This window comes from Candidatus Phaeomarinobacter ectocarpi (genome assembly GCF_000689395.1).
Taxonomy (GTDB): Bacteria; Pseudomonadota; Alphaproteobacteria; order CGMCC-115125; family CGMCC-115125; genus Pyruvatibacter; species Pyruvatibacter ectocarpi.
Genome location: NZ_HG966617.1, coordinates 664169 through 680084 on the forward strand (window position 1 = coordinate 664169; position 15916 = coordinate 680084).

The following is a 15916-nucleotide window of genomic DNA, read 5'->3' on the forward strand; positions in this document are numbered from 1 at the left end:
CCCCTCCCAGTTTTTATTTTGTCTAGCCAGCGAGCGCGGCAAATTCCTTGTTGAGCGCGCGTTTGAGTTTGGGTGCAAATTTATGCACCCACTCAGGCTCGCTATGCCGGATCATCAGCCAGAGCAGTTCCTTGACGTCCCAGTAGGTGGCGTCAATCAGGCCGCGTTCCTTGGCGTCACGCTTGAAATGCCAGTGGACGGAGCCCGGGTATTTCTTCCGCGAGTACCCACCGATATGGGAAATGTACATGCCCGCTGCCTCGGACGCGCGCTCAACCGCAGCCATGATCTGATCGCGGCTGAGACCGGTCGGCAGGTCCACATACACGTTGTCGGATTTTTTCTCCTTGGCCATGCCACCCTCCGTCGTTTTCACGAGCGTGACAGGCTTTAAGAGGCCTCGTCCAGTGCGATTTTCGACAGTTCCAAACTACACCGCGTCGCGGATGGCTTCCGCACCTGCAAGGTCAACAGACACCAGCTGACTCACACCCGGCTCCGCCATGGTGACGCCAAACAGGCGGTCCATGTGGGCCATGGTGTAGGGGTGGTGGGTGATGACCAGGAACCGCGTATCCGTCTCGCCGCGCATGTCGTTCAGCAATTTGCAAAACCGCTCGACGTTTGCATCATCAAGCGGCGCGTCCACTTCGTCGAGCACGCAGATCGGTGAGGGGTTCGTCAGGAACACCGCAAAGATCAGCGACATCGCCGTCAGCGCCTGCTCGCCCCCAGACAGAAGCGACAAGGTGGTCAGGCGCTTGCCGGGCGGACGGGCAAAGATTTCAAGGCCGGCCTCAAGCGGATCATCGGACTCAACGAGTTCCAGATGCGCCGTGCCGCCGCCAAAGAGGCGGGTGAACAGGCGGGTGAAGTTCTCATTCACCGTGCCGAATGCATCCAGCAGCCGCTGGCGGCCTTCCTTGTTCAGGCTGCCAATGCCCTGACGCAGTTTCGCAATCGCCTGTTCCAGGTCACCGCGCTCAATCAGCATGGAATCGAGCTGTTCCTGTGCTTCACGGGATTCTTCTTCAGCCCGCAGATTGACCGCGCCCATATTCTCCCGCTCGCGCTTGTAGCGTTCGAGTTTGCGCTCAACATCTTCCAGCGGCGGCAGCGCTTCATCATCCTTGATCTCGCCGGCCGCAAGCACCTGTGCCGGCGCACATTCAAATGCATCGTGAATGAGCCGGGCAGCCTCCGCCACCTGATTGCGCGCGCCTTCCAGCATCGCGTCGATGCGGGCACGGGTTTCACGCGCTTCGCTCAGGGTGTCGGTCGCTTCCTTGTTGGCCTTGTCAGCGTCCGACAGTTCCTTCTCAGCCACGGCCAGCGCGTCGGCGGCTTCCTGGCGGGTCTTTTCAGATTCTGACAGGCGGTCCATCAGCGCCTTGGCTTTTTCCTCAACCTGCGCGGGCACCTGCTCCAGGTCAGCGCGTTCGGCCTTTGTCGATGTCTGGCGTTCTTCCAGCGTCTTGATCTGGGCATTTGCTGTTTCAAGACGGCTCTGCCAGCGGTTGCGTTCGTGCTCGATAGCGCCAAGCCGCAGCGTGCGGGCCTGCGCTTCACGGGCAAGACCATCAAACGCGGCGCGGGCCAGACTTGTTTCCTGACGCAGCGTCTGAACTTCAGCGCGCAACGCTTCAAACGCTGCGCGCTTTTCATCTTCTGCGGGAAGCTCAGCTGCTTCCGCGTTCACAGCTTCAAGAGCTGCGCCTGTTTCTTCAATGTCAGCCGCTGTGCGTGCAAGCCCGTCATCAACAGCCGCAAGCCGGGTAATCTGAGCGGACGCTGCTTTCTCTGCAGCCGCAAGCGCGTCCTGTGCTGCCGTCAATGCACCCTGCGCAGCTTTCCATTCGGTCCGCACAGCACTCTCTCTGGTCGCTGCGTCACGTACGGCCTGCTTCGTTGCCTCATGTGCTTCTGAAAGCCGCTTGGTTTCAGCGCGCGCGGCTTCAAGCTCTGCATCCAGATCCGCAAGGCGGTTGCGCTGCGCCAGCCGTTGCGCTGCCGCCGTCGGGGCATCGGCTGCAGCCGTGTACCCATCCCAGCGCCACAGATCGCCTTCCTTGGAAACAAGTCGCTGACCCGGTGCCAGCTGACCCTGGAGGCGACGGCCAAGCGCCTGATCCACCAGACCCACATGGGACAGACGCCGCTGCAGGGCAGCCGGCCCGTCAACATAGGTCGAAAGTGGTTCCGCACCGTCCGGCAGCGAATGCGGCTGGTCGATGGCGGGCAGGGTGTGCCAGTGCACAGGGGCTGCTTCATCTGCCGGCTGTTCAATGTCTTCGCCAAGGGCTGACCCGAGAGCCGCTTCGAAGCCCGGACGCACTGAAACGCTGTCGATCAGCGGCGGCCACAAATCCCCGTCAGCGACCCGAAGCAGGTCTGCCAGTGCTGATGCTTCTGCTTCCAGTTTGCCAAGGCGCTGCTGCGCACCTGAAAGCGGGGCACGGGCCTGTTCTTCAGCAGCCGTTGCGTCTGCGCGGGCGCGCTCAGCATCCTGGGCTGCAGCCTCAGCGGTTGCGACGGCTTCCCGAGATTGGTCAACGCCTGCACGGCGTCCGGCCATGGCGGCTTGCACATCCGAAGACCGCGCAATTTCTTCGCGTTCGGACGCCAGCGTGCTGCGTGTTGCATTGAGTTTTTCAAGCCGCGCACGGGTTTCGTTGATGCGCCGCGTCAGACCCTGACGGCGGGCCGCAAGATCAGCCAATTCGCGCGACAGGGTTTCAACGCCGGTTTCTTTCTGCGACAAGGCTTCGGAGAGCTGTGTGACTTTTGCCTGCGCAGTCTCGCGGGCCTCGTCGGACCCTTCATCCGCCTTTTTCAGCTCGGCTTCTTCAGCATTGAGCGTCGTCAGGCTTTCATTGGTGTCGGTGATGCCATCGCGCTCGCGCACAAGGTCCGCCTCGATCTGGCGCAGCTGCGCGTCCAGCCGTTCAATGGCCTGTTCTGCCTGGCGCGCTTCGTTCGCGAGCTGGTCACGCTCAACGGTCAGGCGGTGATAGGCCGCGGCCGCACGGGCTTCGGTGTCGCGAAGGTCTGGCAGCTTCTCGCCTGCTTCAAACTGAAGACGAGACGTGCGGGCTGTTTCTTCCGTCGCAGCCGCCACCGCGCGATCAGCTTCCTGCAGGCCCAGCACATGGGTCTTTTCAATTTCGGACGCCGCATGATGACGCAGATGCAGCGACATGGCTTCGGCCCGGCGAATGTCCTTTGAGACATTGCGGAAACGAGTGGCCTGCCGCGCCTGACGCTTCAGGCTCTGCAGCTGGGTTTCAATCTGCGCGGTGACATCATCCAGCCGTTCAAGATTGGTTTCAGCCTGGCGCAGACGCAGTTCAGCTTCGTGGCGGCGCGAATGAAGGCCTGAAATGCCGGCGGCTTCTTCAAGGATCTGCCGCCGGGCTGTTGGCTTGGCGCCGATGAGTTTGCCGATCTGGCCTTGTTGAACGAGGGCGGGGGAGTGTGCGCCGGTGGACGCATCAGCAAAGAAGGTCTGCACGTCGCGGGCGCGCGAGTCAGACCCGTTGATGCGGTAGGCCGACCCCATCTCACGCTCAATGCGGCGCGAGATTTCGATCTCGTCAGCGTCGTTATAGGCAGCGGGTGCCGTGCGCTCCGCATTGTCGATGGACAGCACCACCTCGGCCATGTTGCGGGCAGGTCGGCCCGACGTGCCGGAGAAGATCACGTCGTCCATGCCGGTTGCGCGCATGGATTTGTATGAGCTTTCGCCCATCACCCAGCGCAGCGCCTCCAGCAGATTGGACTTGCCGCACCCATTGGGACCAACAACGCCGGTCAGCCCTTGCTCGATCACGAGCTCGGTGGGTTCAACAAAGGATTTAAAGCCGGTTAGGCGGAGGCGGCTAAGCTTCAATTGACTGTCTCACCCCAACAAAGGGGCGTCCCCGGACCGGCAGGAATGTCGCTGATAGCGAACAGACCTGCCTATTAAAGGTTTGCTAACCCTTTTGATCCGCCGATTCGGCTTACCCCGGCAACTGGTTTGTGATGATCTCTTCCAGCTGGGCCCAGGGCAGGTTGCCGTTGATTTTCTCGTCACCGACGAAAATCGTAGGTGTGGCCTGCACTTGCAGGGTTTCCTGCGCGTGCTTCTGCACCTCACGGAGGCCATCAAGAACCTCCTGATCGGTCATGCAGGCTTCAAACTGAGAAGCCGAAATGCCGCCCTGGCGCGCAATTGCCTGAAGGGCAGAGCGCGGGTCCTGCACAAAGGCCCACTGCTGCTGACGGGCAAACAGGACGTCTGCAAACTGCAGCGCTTTGTCCGTTGCCACGCAGCGCGTCAGCATGGAGGCCGCCGTGGCCACCGGATCCAGTGGGTATTCGCGGAAAATGTAAAAGACCTTGCCGGTCTCGATGTACTGCTCTTTGAGGGGCGGCAGGTTTACGGCGTGGAAGGCCGCACAGTGTCCACAGGTGTAGGACGCATATTCAACCAGGGTCAGTGGCGCATCCGGATCGCCCAATGTGATTTCGCCCAGCGGATGCTCATAAGCGAGCGCCGGATTGACGACACTGCTGCCACCCGCTGCTGATCCATCGCCCGCGTCGCCGCACGCTGCAAGGCCAAGAGCCGCAGCCAGCACCGTTGCCTGAGCAATCCTGGCACCAAAGCCGCGCCGGGTAAGGGCAGGCATCTTGAAGGATGTGGAAGTGGGCAGGGACATGCGGGTCTCTCCAATGATTGGGCGTCTAAAGGGTGTGTGCGGGCCGGTTACTCGGCAACCGCCTGTTCAAGGCGGGCCAATGCCTGAGCAAGGTCCGGGTCTTCAATGTCGTAATGCGGTTTGATATCTGGCCGGGGCGCAGGGGGGGATGCGCCAAACAGGCCACCCGTCGATGCGGTTTGCGGTTTGGGTTTATCGGCAGGCTTGGGCAACGGCCCTTGCACCAGCTTTAGCCGCGCCACCATGGGGCGGCCGTAAAATCCATTGATCTTGTCGATGATCTGTGGCGCCAGATGCTGCATCTCAAGGGCAGCGGCCCCGGCGACGCGCACTGTCAGGGTGCTGCCGCCGGATGCGCCCTTTTGCGGCCGCGACAGGCGCTCGGGCGAGGTCAGCCGTGCCATTTGCGGGCCGACAATCTCCTGCCAGCGCGTCAGCACGTGGTCATCCGCAAAGCCGAACTTGGTGAAAGCCTTGCGCGTCAGCCCGTCCAGCCGCGTGCCCAGCCGCTCAAAGGTGAGCCGCTGGCGGGGAATAGACCGGGGAATAGGACGCAATGGAGACATGACACACAGATATTCAACATTATGAGAGCACAGGCTAGACGCCGTGATCGCTCATGCTAAGTGTCGAACGAGACGCTGGCGATCACAAAAGCGTGGGTCATTCCGACGCTACAGGCCAGCTTGGCGCACAATTCAGGCATCCCAGTGGCAATCGATGGCATCCAGAAGCAAAAAGACGGACACCTCGACGCCCCTGCCCACAGCCCGGCAGCTGCTGGATTGGTACGACCGCCACGCCCGCGACCTGCCTTGGCGCATCTCGCCCAAGGCCCGCAAAAAAGGCGCGGTCGCCGACCCTTATAAGGTCTGGCTGTCTGAAATCATGCTGCAGCAGACAACGGTCAAAACCGTCGGGCCGTATTTTCTAAAGTTCGTTGAGATGTGGCCACGGGTCGAGGACCTCGCCGCCGCATCTTCGCCTGAAGTGATGAGCGCATGGGCCGGCCTTGGCTACTACAGCCGCGCCCGCAACCTGCATGCCTGCGCCAAGGTCGTCGCCGACCAGCATGGGGGCACGTTCCCGCAGACCGAAGACGGCCTGCTGGCGCTTCCCGGCATCGGCCCCTATACCGCCGCCGCGGTGGCATCGATCGCCTTCGATCAGCCCGCTGCGGTGATGGACGGAAATGTGGAGCGTGTCGTCTCGCGTCTTTTTGCCATCGACACGCCGCTTCCCGTCGCCAAGACGCACATCAAGGAACGCCTCAACGAACTTGTGCCGCAAAAACGCCCCGGCGATTTTGCGCAGGCGACAATGGATTTGGGAGCCACGCTGTGTTCGCCCAAGAAACCTGCCTGCGCGCTTTGTCCGTGGACGGAAGAGTGCGCCGCAAATGCCAAAGGCATTGCTGAAACACTGCCGGTAAAGCCGCCAAAGAAAGCCAAGCCCACCCGCTATGGATCCGCCTACTGGCTGACGGACGCCAAAGGTCATGTGCTGCTGCGCACCCGTCCACCCAAAGGTCTGCTCGGTGGCATGGACGAAGTGCCTGGAAGTGAATGGAGTGAGCAAACCACCCAACCGACCACCGACGAGGCACCGGCCAAAACCGACTGGCAGCAATTGCCCGGCAAAGTCACCCATGTCTTCACGCATTTTGCCCTGGAGCTGACGGTCTATACCGCGCAGGCCGCAACGCGCAGCAAGGTCGAGGGCGATTGGGTGCCCCTTGATGCCCTGGCGCAACGCGCATTGCCCACCGTTATGCGCAAGATCGTTGCCCATGCCGACCCGGAAGCTGCAAAGCAGTTCAGGAAAAAAGCCTAGCTGGCTTCTGCGCGAATTTTCTGGCGCAGCACGTCAATGGACGTCAGCCCGGCATCGCTCTTGAGGTGCCAGAACGTCCATCCATTGCACGCTTCCTGGCCCTGCACATGCGCGCCGATCTTGTGGATCGAGCCCGTTGCTCCTGTCACCGCTAGCGACCCGTCAGCGCGGACGCGTGCCTTGTGCCGCTTGCCTGGACCATACAGAACCGTCCCCGGCTCAATCATGCCGCGTTCGATCAGTGTGCCGAATGGCACGCGAGGCTGTGCGCGCTTGGATTCCGTAACCTGAAGAGAGTCCGGGTCCGCATGCTGCACGCGATCAATGCGCTGTTGCGCAATCTCCGCATACTGAGCATCACGCTCGATGCCGATATATTTGCGGCCCAGCTTCTTGGCGACAGCACCCGTCGTGCCCGTGCCGAAGAAGGGATCAAGCACCACGTCACCGGGATTGGATGAGGCCAGGATCACCCGATGCAAAAGGCTCTCAGGCTTCTGGGTCGGATGGGCCTTTTGACCCTGATCATCTTTCAGACGTTCGCCGCCTGAGCAGATCGGCAGCACCCAGTCAGACCGCATCTGCAAATCATCATTCAGCGCCTTCATGGCATCGTAGTTGAAGGTGTAGCCCTTGGCGTTGCGATCCTTGGACGCCCAGATCATCGTTTCATGGGCATTGGTGAACCGCCGGCCGCGGAAGTTCGGCATCGGGTTCGACTTGCGCCAGACGATGTCGTTCAGCACCCAAAAGCCGATGTCCTGAAGCGATACGCCAACACGGAAAATGTTGTGATACGAGCCGATGACCCACAGCGTGCCCGTTGGCTTTAGCACGCGATGTGCTTCTGCCAGCCAAGCATTTGTGAATTTGTCGTACTCGGCGAAGGACGCAAACTGGTCCCACTCCTGGTCGACGCCATCAACACGCGTGTTGTTAGGCCGCAGCAACTCACCTTCGAGCTGCAGATTATAGGGCGGGTCGGCAAAGACCAGATCAACGGATGCATCCGGCAGCTTTGAAAGCGCCTCGATGCTGTCGCCGTTGATGATCGTATTGACCGGAAGTTTGCCCGATTGTCTGGCCTGTTTCCGCTTCGGTGCTGCCGGCTTCGAAGCAGATTTTTTTGTTGCCGCGCGTGTGCCCGCGCGGCTCTTGTTGGTACGCATACGCCCCCCAGGGAAACTGTTGAGGCGGGATTTTGAGTCAGGAGCGAATCACCGTCAAGATTCTGATTTGGAAACAAAGGGTTAACGAAGGTTAACGCCACAAGATCGAGTCCCTCAGTGTCAAGGGGACTCAACATCTAGCGCCATGCGGGCGCGAACCGGGGCAAAACTTTTTCTGTGAAGCGGGGTTATCCCCAGCTTGTTAAGCGCTGTTTGGTGGGCCGCGGTGCCATATCCCTTGTGGCGGGCAAAGCCGTATCCCGGATATTCCGCATCCGCCGCCACCATTATGGCGTCCCGATAGGTCTTGGCGATGATTGATGCAGCAGCAACGGAGAGCGACCGACCGTCTCCCTTGATCACCGCCTGAGCAGGGCAGCCAACGTCCGGTGCATCGCGCCCGTCAATCAGCGCGAAGGAAGGTGGGGACGGGAGGTCGGCAACCGCCCGCGCCATGGCCAGAAACGTGGCCTGGCGAATGTTCAGCTCATCAATTTCCTGCGGATCCGCAATGCCCACTCCCACGAGGGATGAAGCGCGTATGTGGCCAGCAAGGTCATTGCGTCTTTGAGCAGTGAGTTTCTTTGAGTCATTCAATCCCTCCGGAACACCAGATGTGGGAAGGATGACGGCAGATGCAACCACCGGCCCCGCCCATGGACCACGCCCTGCTTCGTCAATGCCGCACACCGGAGAAATGCCGCACGCGGCTTCAAGGGAGAAATCGGGTCCCGGGGTGCTCTTACTCATGAGGCAATTCCCGCACCACCCGGAAGCCGACGATGGATTGTCGTGCGTGCGGCGGCAGATTGTAACGGGTCCCAAGCCTCACGGGTCCCGGCGGGTCGGTCCACGAATGGCCGCGCAGGGCATAGGTCTCGCAGTTCTCGTGGGTTTGAGCCGTGCCATCCATCGGCAAATCCGCGTAGCCACCATTGTGGCAGTCAGCGACCCACTCCCATACATTGCCGATCATGTCGAAAAGACCAAACTCGTTCGCTGCGAAACTGGCCACCGGCGAGGTGTGCAAAAAGCCGTCGTCACAATGCTCCGCGACTTTCGCGACTTTGTTCTTGGCTGTCAGGTCATTGACATTGCCATGAGCGCACAAAGCTTCAGATGGTCGGTCGAGAGCTGACGGGCCCGCTGCGCGAACCCACTCAGCCTCTGTCGGCAAACGATGGACCTGCCCGGTCATTGTGGACAGCCACGCAAGATAAGCCATGGCGTCGTCCCGTGACACGCATGTCACCGGATGTTGGTCCGATTGGGCAAACCCCGGCGCTTGCCAGTTGGCTGTGCCGTCCATGGCCCAGCCATCAGGCGTCAGGGTCCAGCAGCCCCAGGCGATTTCGTGGTTCGTGGCATGCACGAAGGCTGCGAACTGCCCGCGCGTCACCGGCGTTGTGCCAAAGGCAATGTCCGATTTGATAACAACCTGGCGCGTGGGGACCTCATCGCGGCCTGCCGCCACATCCTGATTATCCGCACCCATGACCACAGGGCCCGCCGGCACAATCTGAGTTGTCGGCCAGTCATCGCCAGTGCCGGAGGCAAATGCACTCCATCCGGACAGGAGCAAAATCAGCGTGGAAAATATCAGACGGCAAATCATAGGCACCACAAAGCCTGCGGAAGCGGCCCCGTGTCAAACCACCTGTCAAACCACGACGGGACGGTACCTAGAGAAGCGCCAGTTGCTTCGGTCCCGCATTGGGGGCCTCAAACAGATCCGTGCGCAGCGGCAACCGCTGGCGAGACAGACCATGACGCTCCATGGCCAGCGCAAAGCGGCGTGAAATCGTCCAGGCGTAGGGGCCGCCGCCGGTCATGCGTTTGCCCCACTCCGCGTCATAGTCTTTGCCACCGCGCATATCGCGGACGATCTTCATCACCCGTTTGGCACGATGCGGCGTTACATCTGCCAGCCACTCCGCAAACAGATCCTTGATCTCAAGGGGCAGCCGCAACATCACATAGCCCGCCTCCCGCGCGCCCATGCGGGCAACGGCCTTGAGGATGGATTCAATCTCATGGTCATTGAGGGCGGGAATAACCGGCGCCACCATGACACCTGTGGGAATGCCCGCTTCGGAGAGCTGACGAATGGCATCAAGCCGCCGTCCCGGCGTTGAGGCGCGCGGTTCCATCGCCCGCGCCAGCTTGCCGTCCAGAGTTGTGACGGAGAGCGCAACTTTCACAAGCCCGTCCCGCGCCATCTCGCTCAATATGTCGATGTCGCGGGTGACCATGGCGGACTTGGTGACAATGCCGACAGGGTGCTTGTGCTCAGCAAGCACTTCAAGAACCTGCCGCGTGATCCGGCGCTCGCGCTCAATTGGCTGATACGGGTCCGTATTTGTGCCAATGGCAATCGTGCGCGGCTCATAGCCGGACTTGGACAACTCACGCCGCAGCAGCTTGGCGGCATTGGGTTTGGCAAACAGCTTGCTCTCGAAGTCGAGCCCGGCCGACAGCCCCATATAGGCGTGGGTCGGTCGCGCAAAGCAGTAGACACAGCCATGCTCACACCCCCGATAGGGGTTGATCGACCGGTCGAAGGAAATGTCCGGTGACTGGTTGCGCGTGATGATGGTCCGGGCCGCTTCGTCGCTGACGTGGGTCCGCAAAGGCTTTTCGTCCTCTGCGATGTCCCATCCATCGTCAAACGCCTCCGCGGCCCGGTGCTCATAGCGCCCCGAGCGATTGGAACGCGCGCCGCGACCTTTGCGTGCTTCGTGCAGTCTTCCCGTTTTGGGGGAAGGAAGACTGCTGCCCGGCCCGAAATCGGGGCGCGAGACGGGGCCTGGGGCAGGGCGTATCTCCCCATCCGCATCACCGGGCATCAAAGCGCGTGTCTGTGGCTGACCGGATTGGGGGGCGGTCAGGGGAAACACGGGCATGGTCGCAGCGCGCGCTGTCTCGTTGGCCTGATGCGGTGGGATATCTGAGGCCGGGTCTGCCGCCCCGGCCTCCCGCCGCAAGCCAAATTCAATAATCTCTTGGTGCGCTGTTCTGTTCATGTGAGGAATATAATCACAACAAAAAGAACAAGACAAGAACATTTAGGTTAACGCCAAGCGCCCTTCGCAGGCGCAGCAAAACCACGCTAAAGTCCGCCGCATGCTGAGCGTCGTGATTCCAACTTTGAACGCTGAAAAGTCACTCACCCGGGTGCTGGCGGCGCTGATCCGCCCGACCGTCCGTGGGCTGATCAAGGACGTGGTCATTGTCGATGGCGGCTCTACAGATGGCACCGAACGCATTGCTGAAACATCGGGTGCGAAATTCGTGAGCGCGCCCAAAGGCCGGGGCACCCAGCTGGCGGCCGGGGCGCAGGCGGCGCGCGGCGAGTGGCTGTTGTTCCTCCACGCTGACACGGTGCTGCAGCCCGGCTGGGAAGAAGAAGTGGAAACACTTCTTGAGCGGCTGGAAAAGCGAGGCGAAAAAGGCCTCGATTTCGCAGCCGTCTTCAAATTTGCATTGGACGACTTTTCTCTGTGGGCGCGCATGCTCGAAGGTATTGTCTCGTGGCGCTGCCGCCTCTTTGGTCTGCCTTATGGCGACCAGGGCCTGATGGTCTCTCGCAGACTGTATGACCAGCTCGGCGGCTATCGCCCCTTGCAGATCATGGAAGACGTTGACCTGGTCCGCCGCATTGGCCGCCGCCGTCTTGTTTTCCTGCGGTCACCCGCCGTCACCAGCCCCGAGCACTATTTGAATGACGGCTATATCGCCCGCTCATCCAGAAACGCTCTATGCCTGATGCTTTACTATTTGGGCGTAAACCCCGACCGCATCGCCCGCGTCTACTCGCGGCGCTAGATCATTAGCGACAAGATGCCACTTTCTCAGATTTCCCCTGGGACATTACGGTCGATGGCAGCTCTGTCAGGATTGCTACATCCCCCAAAGGGAGCGTCGACCATGAACACTTTCCTTGCCATTGCGGCAGGCCTCAGCTTGTTCAATCTGGCCCTTCATTTTTTCATGGGCGGCAGGTCAATTGCCCGTCCATTGCTCAATGATCAGAACCTTACAACCGAGGTCAAATACGTTCTCTACTACTGCTGGCACCTCGTCACTCTTGCTATTGCGCTGCAGGCCGGACTGTTTGTCGTTGCTATGCTTTACCCGGCAATGCCGGAGACAAACGCTCTGATCATTGTTGGGACTCTCTTTGCGGCCAGCTTTGCGGTGCTCGGCATTCTCATGGCCCCCGCCCTTAAAATTTCCTACAGCGTGCTGCCCCAAGGGTGGTTGTTTGTGCCCGTCGCGATGTGCGGTGTGGTAGGTCTTACCTGATCTTCTCACCCAGACACGACCGAACCGGCCTCGGACCATTCGCACGATGCAAAACACCCTCGCCATCATGGCCAAAGCACCTGCCATGGGCCGGGTTAAGACACGCCTGGCAAAGGATGTTGGTCCGGTTGAAGCGACGCGTTTCTATCGTGTGGCCCTCGCCCGCTTGATCCGCAGGCTAGCAGCCGACCCACGCTGGCAAACCGTCGTTGCAGCAAGCCCTGATATGCAGGCGCTCCCAGATCAACGATGGCTGCAAAACGCAGATGCGGTCGTGCCGCAGGGTGAAGGTGACCTTGGCGCGCGCATGCAGCGCGTCTTTGATACGGCTCCCAAAGGGCCGGTGGTCATCATCGGCAGCGACATCCCCGACATCTCTGCTCGTCACATAGCGCAGGCGTTCAAGGCCCTCGGCAACAATGATGCCGTCATGGGCCCGTCCGTAGACGGAGGGTATTGGCTCATTGGCCAGAAGCGCATGCCGAAAGTGCTGATGCCGTTTGAGAATGTGGAATGGTCAAGCGGTCGCGAATGCGATCAGACAGTTGCTAATTTTGCCACGGCCCGCGTGTCGATGCTCAATGAGTTGTCTGATGTGGACAGCGGTGCAGACTTAGCCCAGTGGCGTGGGCGCTGCGGCTAGGAGCCAATGCGAGTTGAACCCGGATCAAGTCCGGGGTAATCGGATTTTGATGAAAACAGGCCGTATCCCCGGACTTGATCCGGGGTCCACTCGCCTTGCAACAAGCCTAAAGCCGTGAAGCGTTCTGCACCGTGGCACCCGCACGCTCAATTGGCGCGTAGACAGGCCAGCCGCCAGCAGCTGCCTGGTCGAGGGACGGTGAGGGCTGACCAAGGCGCAGGCGATAAAGCCAGAGATTGGTCATGATGCGTTCCACATAGCCGCGGGTTTCAGCTGCCGGGATGCTTTCAATGAAAGTCAGCGGGTCCTGTGCGTCTTCGCCGATCTGCTTCGTCCAGCGAATGAGATTGCCCGGCCCGGCATTGTAGGCGACGGCCATCTGGAACAGGTTTCCATAAGGCTCGCTGTAGCCCATGAGTTCCTGCAGATAGGTCTGGCCCAGTGCCAGATTGTGCTCGGGATCATTCAGGCGGTCACGGTTGCCGCGTTTGTATGTGGAATCCTTGGTGATGTGATAGGCCGTGCCCGGCATGATCTGCATCAGACCCGCAGCGCCCGCATGGCTGCTCGCGCCGGTGATGAAACGGCTCTCCTGCCGCGCAACGGCGAGCAGCAGGGCACGGTCAACTTCATACCCGCCTTCAGGCGTAATGTCGGGTACCGGGAACAACGCCGCACCAATCGGCTGCGGGCTTGCAAGAGCCACCGCAAGCTGTGTGGCCGGAAGGTTGAGGTCGCGGGCAAGCGTGGCAAGCGCGATATCAAGCGACGGATCAAGACGGCCATGGGCGCGCCGCAGTTCGGCTTCCGCCACGTCCTGCTTGCCGATCTGGGCAAGTGCAGCGCCACGGCGCACCTGCTCGATTGCCAGCAGGGCTGTGCGGCTCGTCGCATCAATTGCAGGATCTGACCACGTCACACGCGGTTCACGGCCAAGCTGCCGCTGGGCAAGCAGCCCGTAAAACGTCATGCCGGTGCCCGCGGCAATTTCAAGCTGGGTCACCGCCTTGGCCGGTTCGCGAATGGCAAAGTAGGAACGCGCCGCCCAGAACGCAGCCGCAGAGCGTGTCCAGTCCGAAACGCTGATATTGCCTGCCAGCGCTTCAAAATGCCCTGCTGCAACATCCGGCTTGTCCATGCGCCAGGCGGAAAGCCCCGCATACCAGTCCGCCAGCGGCGCGTCTTCACGATGCGACGCTGCAATGGCTGATGCGAGATCGAAGGCTTTGTTGATCTTGCCTTCAACATAATAGGACCACGCGATCCGCGCCTTGATGGCCGCGCGTTCATCCGCACCCAGACGGTTGCGGACCTTTGATGAGTCGAGAAGTTGCAGCGCCTGCGTTGGCCGTTCGCGGGAAATCAGCGAACGCACTTTTCTTGAAATCGTACGTCCATAGCCTGTCCGGCCTTCAGCGCTGGACCCGGACACCGCATAGACCGAGTGATACGCCGTTGGTCTGAACGCGCGTCGCACCGGCCGAACCGGCACGCTGGCACCACCACGCCGCTTCATGGCGAGTTTGTGAATCTTGTTGGCACCTGGGTGGTCCGCATATTTCGCGAGCCACGACCGCAGCTCGGAATATTTCGACCGATAGGCTGTGGGGTGCATGTAGCGCTGATGCAGCACATGGCCCATCAGCACTTTGTCTGTGAGTTGGCCAATCAGGATATCTGCCTGTTTGAGGTCACCGCGCTCCTGAACCTGGAAAATCTGGATATACCGGGCGCGATCTTCTTCAGAGAGAACCGCAACCGGTTCACCTGCATGAACGCGGCCGGCCATCGCCGTCACGAAAAGCGTAATGGCAAGGAGCAGGACACCGGACAGCATCCAGAAACGCGCGCGGGCATCTGCCTCACGGTCAACCTGAATGGCCACAGCAGTCTGAGATTTTCGGCTTGGCATGCGGCCCCCCGGCACGTTGCCCGATCTTGAGTGACACCCGTAAACGCAGGTGCCCTGTATCAGTTCAGGATTAATCTAACGGTCAGCCCGTAAGGATGCGAGTCTCGTGCCATCGCGACAGTTAATGCGCATCTAGAGGCCAAGCTCGGCCATCTTGTCCTTGAGGCTCAACAGATCACGCCACGCGAGACGCTTTTGTGCCGGCTGGCGCAGCAGATAGGCAGGATGCAGCATCGCAATGGCCGGCATCGTCTGCCCGGCTGGCCCGCCAATGGCAGCAGGATCAAAATCTTTCCATTGGCCGCGCAGGCGGGTGATTCCCGTTTTGGTGCCAAAAAGCTCTTTTGCAGACACGCCACCGATGCAGACCAGCACTTTTGGCCCCACAAGCTCGATATGCCGAAGAATGAACGGCAGGCACATGGCGGTCTCGGCCGGCGTCGGCGTGCGATTCCCCGGTGGCCGCCAGGGCAGCACATTGGAAATATAGACGGTTTCACGGCTGAGACCGATTGACGCGAGCATCCGGTCCAAAAGTTGTCCCGAGCGCCCCACGAATGGCAGCCCCTGAATATCCTCGTCGCGCCCGGGCGCTTCGCCCACAAGCATGATTTTCGCCTGCGGATTGCCGTCCGCAAAGACCAGGTTCTTGGCGGTGGCTTTCAGCGGGCAGCCGGCGAAGCCCGCCATGGCGTTACGCAGGTCATCCAGATTTGACGCCGCGGCAGCAAGGGCACGCGCGTCATCAATGGCGGCCTTGTCGTCAGCGAGTTCCGCCTGGGGCGCTTGCGGCCTGATGGGCTGTTTGGCGCCGGGCAGGGGCGGTTTTCCACCATTTGATACTCTTGGCTCCGGCTCTGGCACAGCTGCCAGTCGGTCGATGGGCTCATCGCCGATGGCCTCATCCGCGCCTGCTTCCACAAACCAGCGCAGCAGGTCGGCCAGCTCGGTATGCTCGTCAGCGGATGTGGAAAGATCGCTCATGGGCGCTAGTTTTAAGGGGGCAGGGGCCGCGAGTCACACCTGCATTCGCCAATTCGTCTTAATGGGGGGCATCAAGTGCCCTGCGATGAGGGGTGCTACCGTTTTCTGCGGTCTTGTTTGCCCCGCTTGACCGCAAAAGGGGCTTGGCCCCATAAACGCGGTCCGTCATGCCGGGTATGGCGGAAATCCGCGATTGATTAGAACAATTTATGCCAGCCACCCGGCATCTGGTTTCCGTTGCGGCCATGTGAAGACCGGGCCAAGACCGGACACGAAATTCGACCTAGGAGGTTCTTGTGTCAGACGCCCTCAAGCCCGACGCCCTCAAGAAGGCCAGCGAAGTCAACGCGACGCAGGGGTTCATTTT

At 60.7% G+C, this 15916-nt stretch carries 14 protein-coding genes; 4 read left to right on the top strand and 10 right to left on the bottom strand.

Going from position 1 to position 15916, the window contains the following annotated elements:
- Positions 1-22: 22 nt before the first annotated feature.
- The 4 genes from BN1012_RS03195 to BN1012_RS03210 form a co-directional block, all read right to left on the bottom strand.
- A complete protein-coding gene (locus tag BN1012_RS03195; protein WP_145973395.1) occupies positions 23-355 on the bottom strand; it encodes a hypothetical protein in 333 nt (110 codons plus the stop codon).
- A gap of 75 nt (positions 356-430) precedes the next feature.
- Positions 431-3889 (bottom strand): chromosome segregation protein SMC, encoded by a 3459-nt coding sequence (gene smc / locus BN1012_RS03200; protein ID WP_043948502.1) that lies wholly within the window; start codon positions 3887-3889, stop codon positions 431-433.
- 112 nt (positions 3890-4001) lie between these two features.
- Positions 4002-4703 (bottom strand): DsbA family protein, encoded by a 702-nt coding sequence (locus BN1012_RS03205; protein WP_052534461.1) that lies wholly within the window; start codon positions 4701-4703, stop codon positions 4002-4004.
- Positions 4704-4750: 47 nt separating this feature from the next.
- Complete coding sequence (locus BN1012_RS03210) at positions 4751-5269, bottom strand: DUF721 domain-containing protein (RefSeq protein ID WP_052534464.1); 519 nt, start codon at positions 5267-5269, stop codon at positions 4751-4753.
- Between the two features lie 154 nt (positions 5270-5423).
- On the opposite strand from BN1012_RS03210, the gene mutY reads away from it, so the two are divergent.
- Positions 5424-6536 (top strand): A/G-specific adenine glycosylase, encoded by a 1113-nt coding sequence (gene mutY, locus BN1012_RS03215; protein WP_043948503.1) that lies wholly within the window; start codon positions 5424-5426, stop codon positions 6534-6536.
- Here mutY and BN1012_RS03220 read toward each other — a convergent pair.
- The 4 genes from BN1012_RS03220 to BN1012_RS03235 all read right to left on the bottom strand — a co-directional run bounded on the left by BN1012_RS03220 (position 6533) and on the right by BN1012_RS03235 (position 10551).
- Complete coding sequence (locus BN1012_RS03220) at positions 6533-7705, bottom strand: site-specific DNA-methyltransferase (protein ID WP_081826174.1); 1173 nt, start codon at positions 7703-7705, stop codon at positions 6533-6535. The two genes, mutY and BN1012_RS03220, sit on opposite strands and share 4 nt — an antisense overlap.
- Positions 7706-7825: 120 nt before the next feature.
- On the bottom strand, positions 7826-8455 hold the full coding sequence (locus tag BN1012_RS03225) for a ribonuclease HII (RefSeq protein ID WP_043948504.1): 630 nt from the start codon (positions 8453-8455) through the stop codon (positions 7826-7828).
- The gene (locus BN1012_RS03230) at positions 8448-9320 is read right to left on the bottom strand and encodes a formylglycine-generating enzyme family protein (RefSeq protein WP_052534466.1); all 873 of its coding nucleotides are present in this window, start codon (positions 9318-9320) and stop codon (positions 8448-8450) included. The genes BN1012_RS03225 and BN1012_RS03230 overlap by 8 nt, the downstream gene beginning before the upstream one ends.
- A gap of 67 nt (positions 9321-9387) precedes the next feature.
- Positions 9388-10551, bottom strand: coding sequence for a PA0069 family radical SAM protein (locus tag BN1012_RS03235; protein ID WP_081826484.1), 1164 nt, complete (start codon positions 10549-10551; stop codon positions 9388-9390).
- 277 nt (positions 10552-10828) lie between these two features.
- On the opposite strand from BN1012_RS03235, the gene BN1012_RS03240 reads away from it, so the two are divergent.
- The 3 genes from BN1012_RS03240 (at position 10829) to BN1012_RS03250 (ending at position 12653) form a co-directional block, all read left to right on the top strand.
- Positions 10829-11530 (top strand): TIGR04283 family arsenosugar biosynthesis glycosyltransferase, encoded by a 702-nt coding sequence (locus BN1012_RS03240; protein ID WP_043948505.1) that lies wholly within the window; start codon positions 10829-10831, stop codon positions 11528-11530.
- Between the two features lie 102 nt (positions 11531-11632).
- Positions 11633-12010 carry a hypothetical protein gene (locus BN1012_RS03245; protein WP_043948506.1) on the top strand — a complete coding sequence of 126 codons (378 nt, stop codon included), beginning with the start codon at positions 11633-11635 and terminating at the stop codon, positions 12008-12010.
- Between the two features lie 46 nt (positions 12011-12056).
- The gene (locus BN1012_RS03250; RefSeq protein ID WP_043948507.1) at positions 12057-12653 is read left to right on the top strand and encodes a TIGR04282 family arsenosugar biosynthesis glycosyltransferase; all 597 of its coding nucleotides are present in this window, start codon (positions 12057-12059) and stop codon (positions 12651-12653) included.
- 106 nt (positions 12654-12759) lie between these two features.
- On the opposite strand, the gene BN1012_RS03255 is transcribed toward BN1012_RS03250, so the two are convergent.
- Both BN1012_RS03255 and BN1012_RS03260 read right to left on the bottom strand, forming a co-directional pair.
- Positions 12760-14565 carry a lytic transglycosylase domain-containing protein gene (locus BN1012_RS03255; RefSeq protein ID WP_081826175.1) on the bottom strand — a complete coding sequence of 602 codons (1806 nt, stop codon included), beginning with the start codon at positions 14563-14565 and terminating at the stop codon, positions 12760-12762.
- Positions 14566-14697: 132 nt separating this feature from the next.
- Positions 14698-15549 carry a uracil-DNA glycosylase gene (locus BN1012_RS03260; RefSeq protein WP_043948508.1) on the bottom strand — a complete coding sequence of 284 codons (852 nt, stop codon included), beginning with the start codon at positions 15547-15549 and terminating at the stop codon, positions 14698-14700.
- Positions 15550-15916: the final 367 nt, after the last annotated feature.

What these genes read in the sequence shown, in the direction of transcription:
- BN1012_RS03260 (WP_043948508.1), bottom strand. Translation starts at nt 15,549, where the DNA reads ATGAGCGATCTTTCCACATCCGCTGACGAGCATACCGAGCTGGCCGAC.
- BN1012_RS03235 (WP_081826484.1), bottom strand. Translation starts at nt 10,551, where the DNA reads ATGCCCGGTGATGCGGATGGGGAGATACGCCCTGCCCCAGGCCCCGTC.
- mutY (WP_043948503.1), top strand. Translation starts at nt 5,424, where the DNA reads ATGGCATCCAGAAGCAAAAAGACGGACACCTCGACGCCCCTGCCCACA.
- BN1012_RS03230 (WP_052534466.1), bottom strand. Translation starts at nt 9,320, where the DNA reads ATGATTTGCCGTCTGATATTTTCCACGCTGATTTTGCTCCTGTCCGGA.
- BN1012_RS03210 (WP_052534464.1), bottom strand. Translation starts at nt 5,269, where the DNA reads ATGTCTCCATTGCGTCCTATTCCCCGGTCTATTCCCCGCCAGCGGCTC.
- BN1012_RS03220 (WP_081826174.1), bottom strand. Translation starts at nt 7,705, where the DNA reads ATGCGTACCAACAAGAGCCGCGCGGGCACACGCGCGGCAACAAAAAAA.
- BN1012_RS03195 (WP_145973395.1), bottom strand. Translation starts at nt 355, where the DNA reads ATGGCCAAGGAGAAAAAATCCGACAACGTGTATGTGGACCTGCCGACC.
- BN1012_RS03205 (WP_052534461.1), bottom strand. Translation starts at nt 4,703, where the DNA reads ATGTCCCTGCCCACTTCCACATCCTTCAAGATGCCTGCCCTTACCCGG.
- BN1012_RS03240 (WP_043948505.1), top strand. Translation starts at nt 10,829, where the DNA reads ATGCTGAGCGTCGTGATTCCAACTTTGAACGCTGAAAAGTCACTCACC.
- BN1012_RS03250 (WP_043948507.1), top strand. Translation starts at nt 12,057, where the DNA reads ATGCAAAACACCCTCGCCATCATGGCCAAAGCACCTGCCATGGGCCGG.
- BN1012_RS03255 (WP_081826175.1), bottom strand. Translation starts at nt 14,565, where the DNA reads ATGCCAAGCCGAAAATCTCAGACTGCTGTGGCCATTCAGGTTGACCGT.
- BN1012_RS03245 (WP_043948506.1), top strand. Translation starts at nt 11,633, where the DNA reads ATGAACACTTTCCTTGCCATTGCGGCAGGCCTCAGCTTGTTCAATCTG.
- BN1012_RS03225 (WP_043948504.1), bottom strand. Translation starts at nt 8,455, where the DNA reads ATGAGTAAGAGCACCCCGGGACCCGATTTCTCCCTTGAAGCCGCGTGC.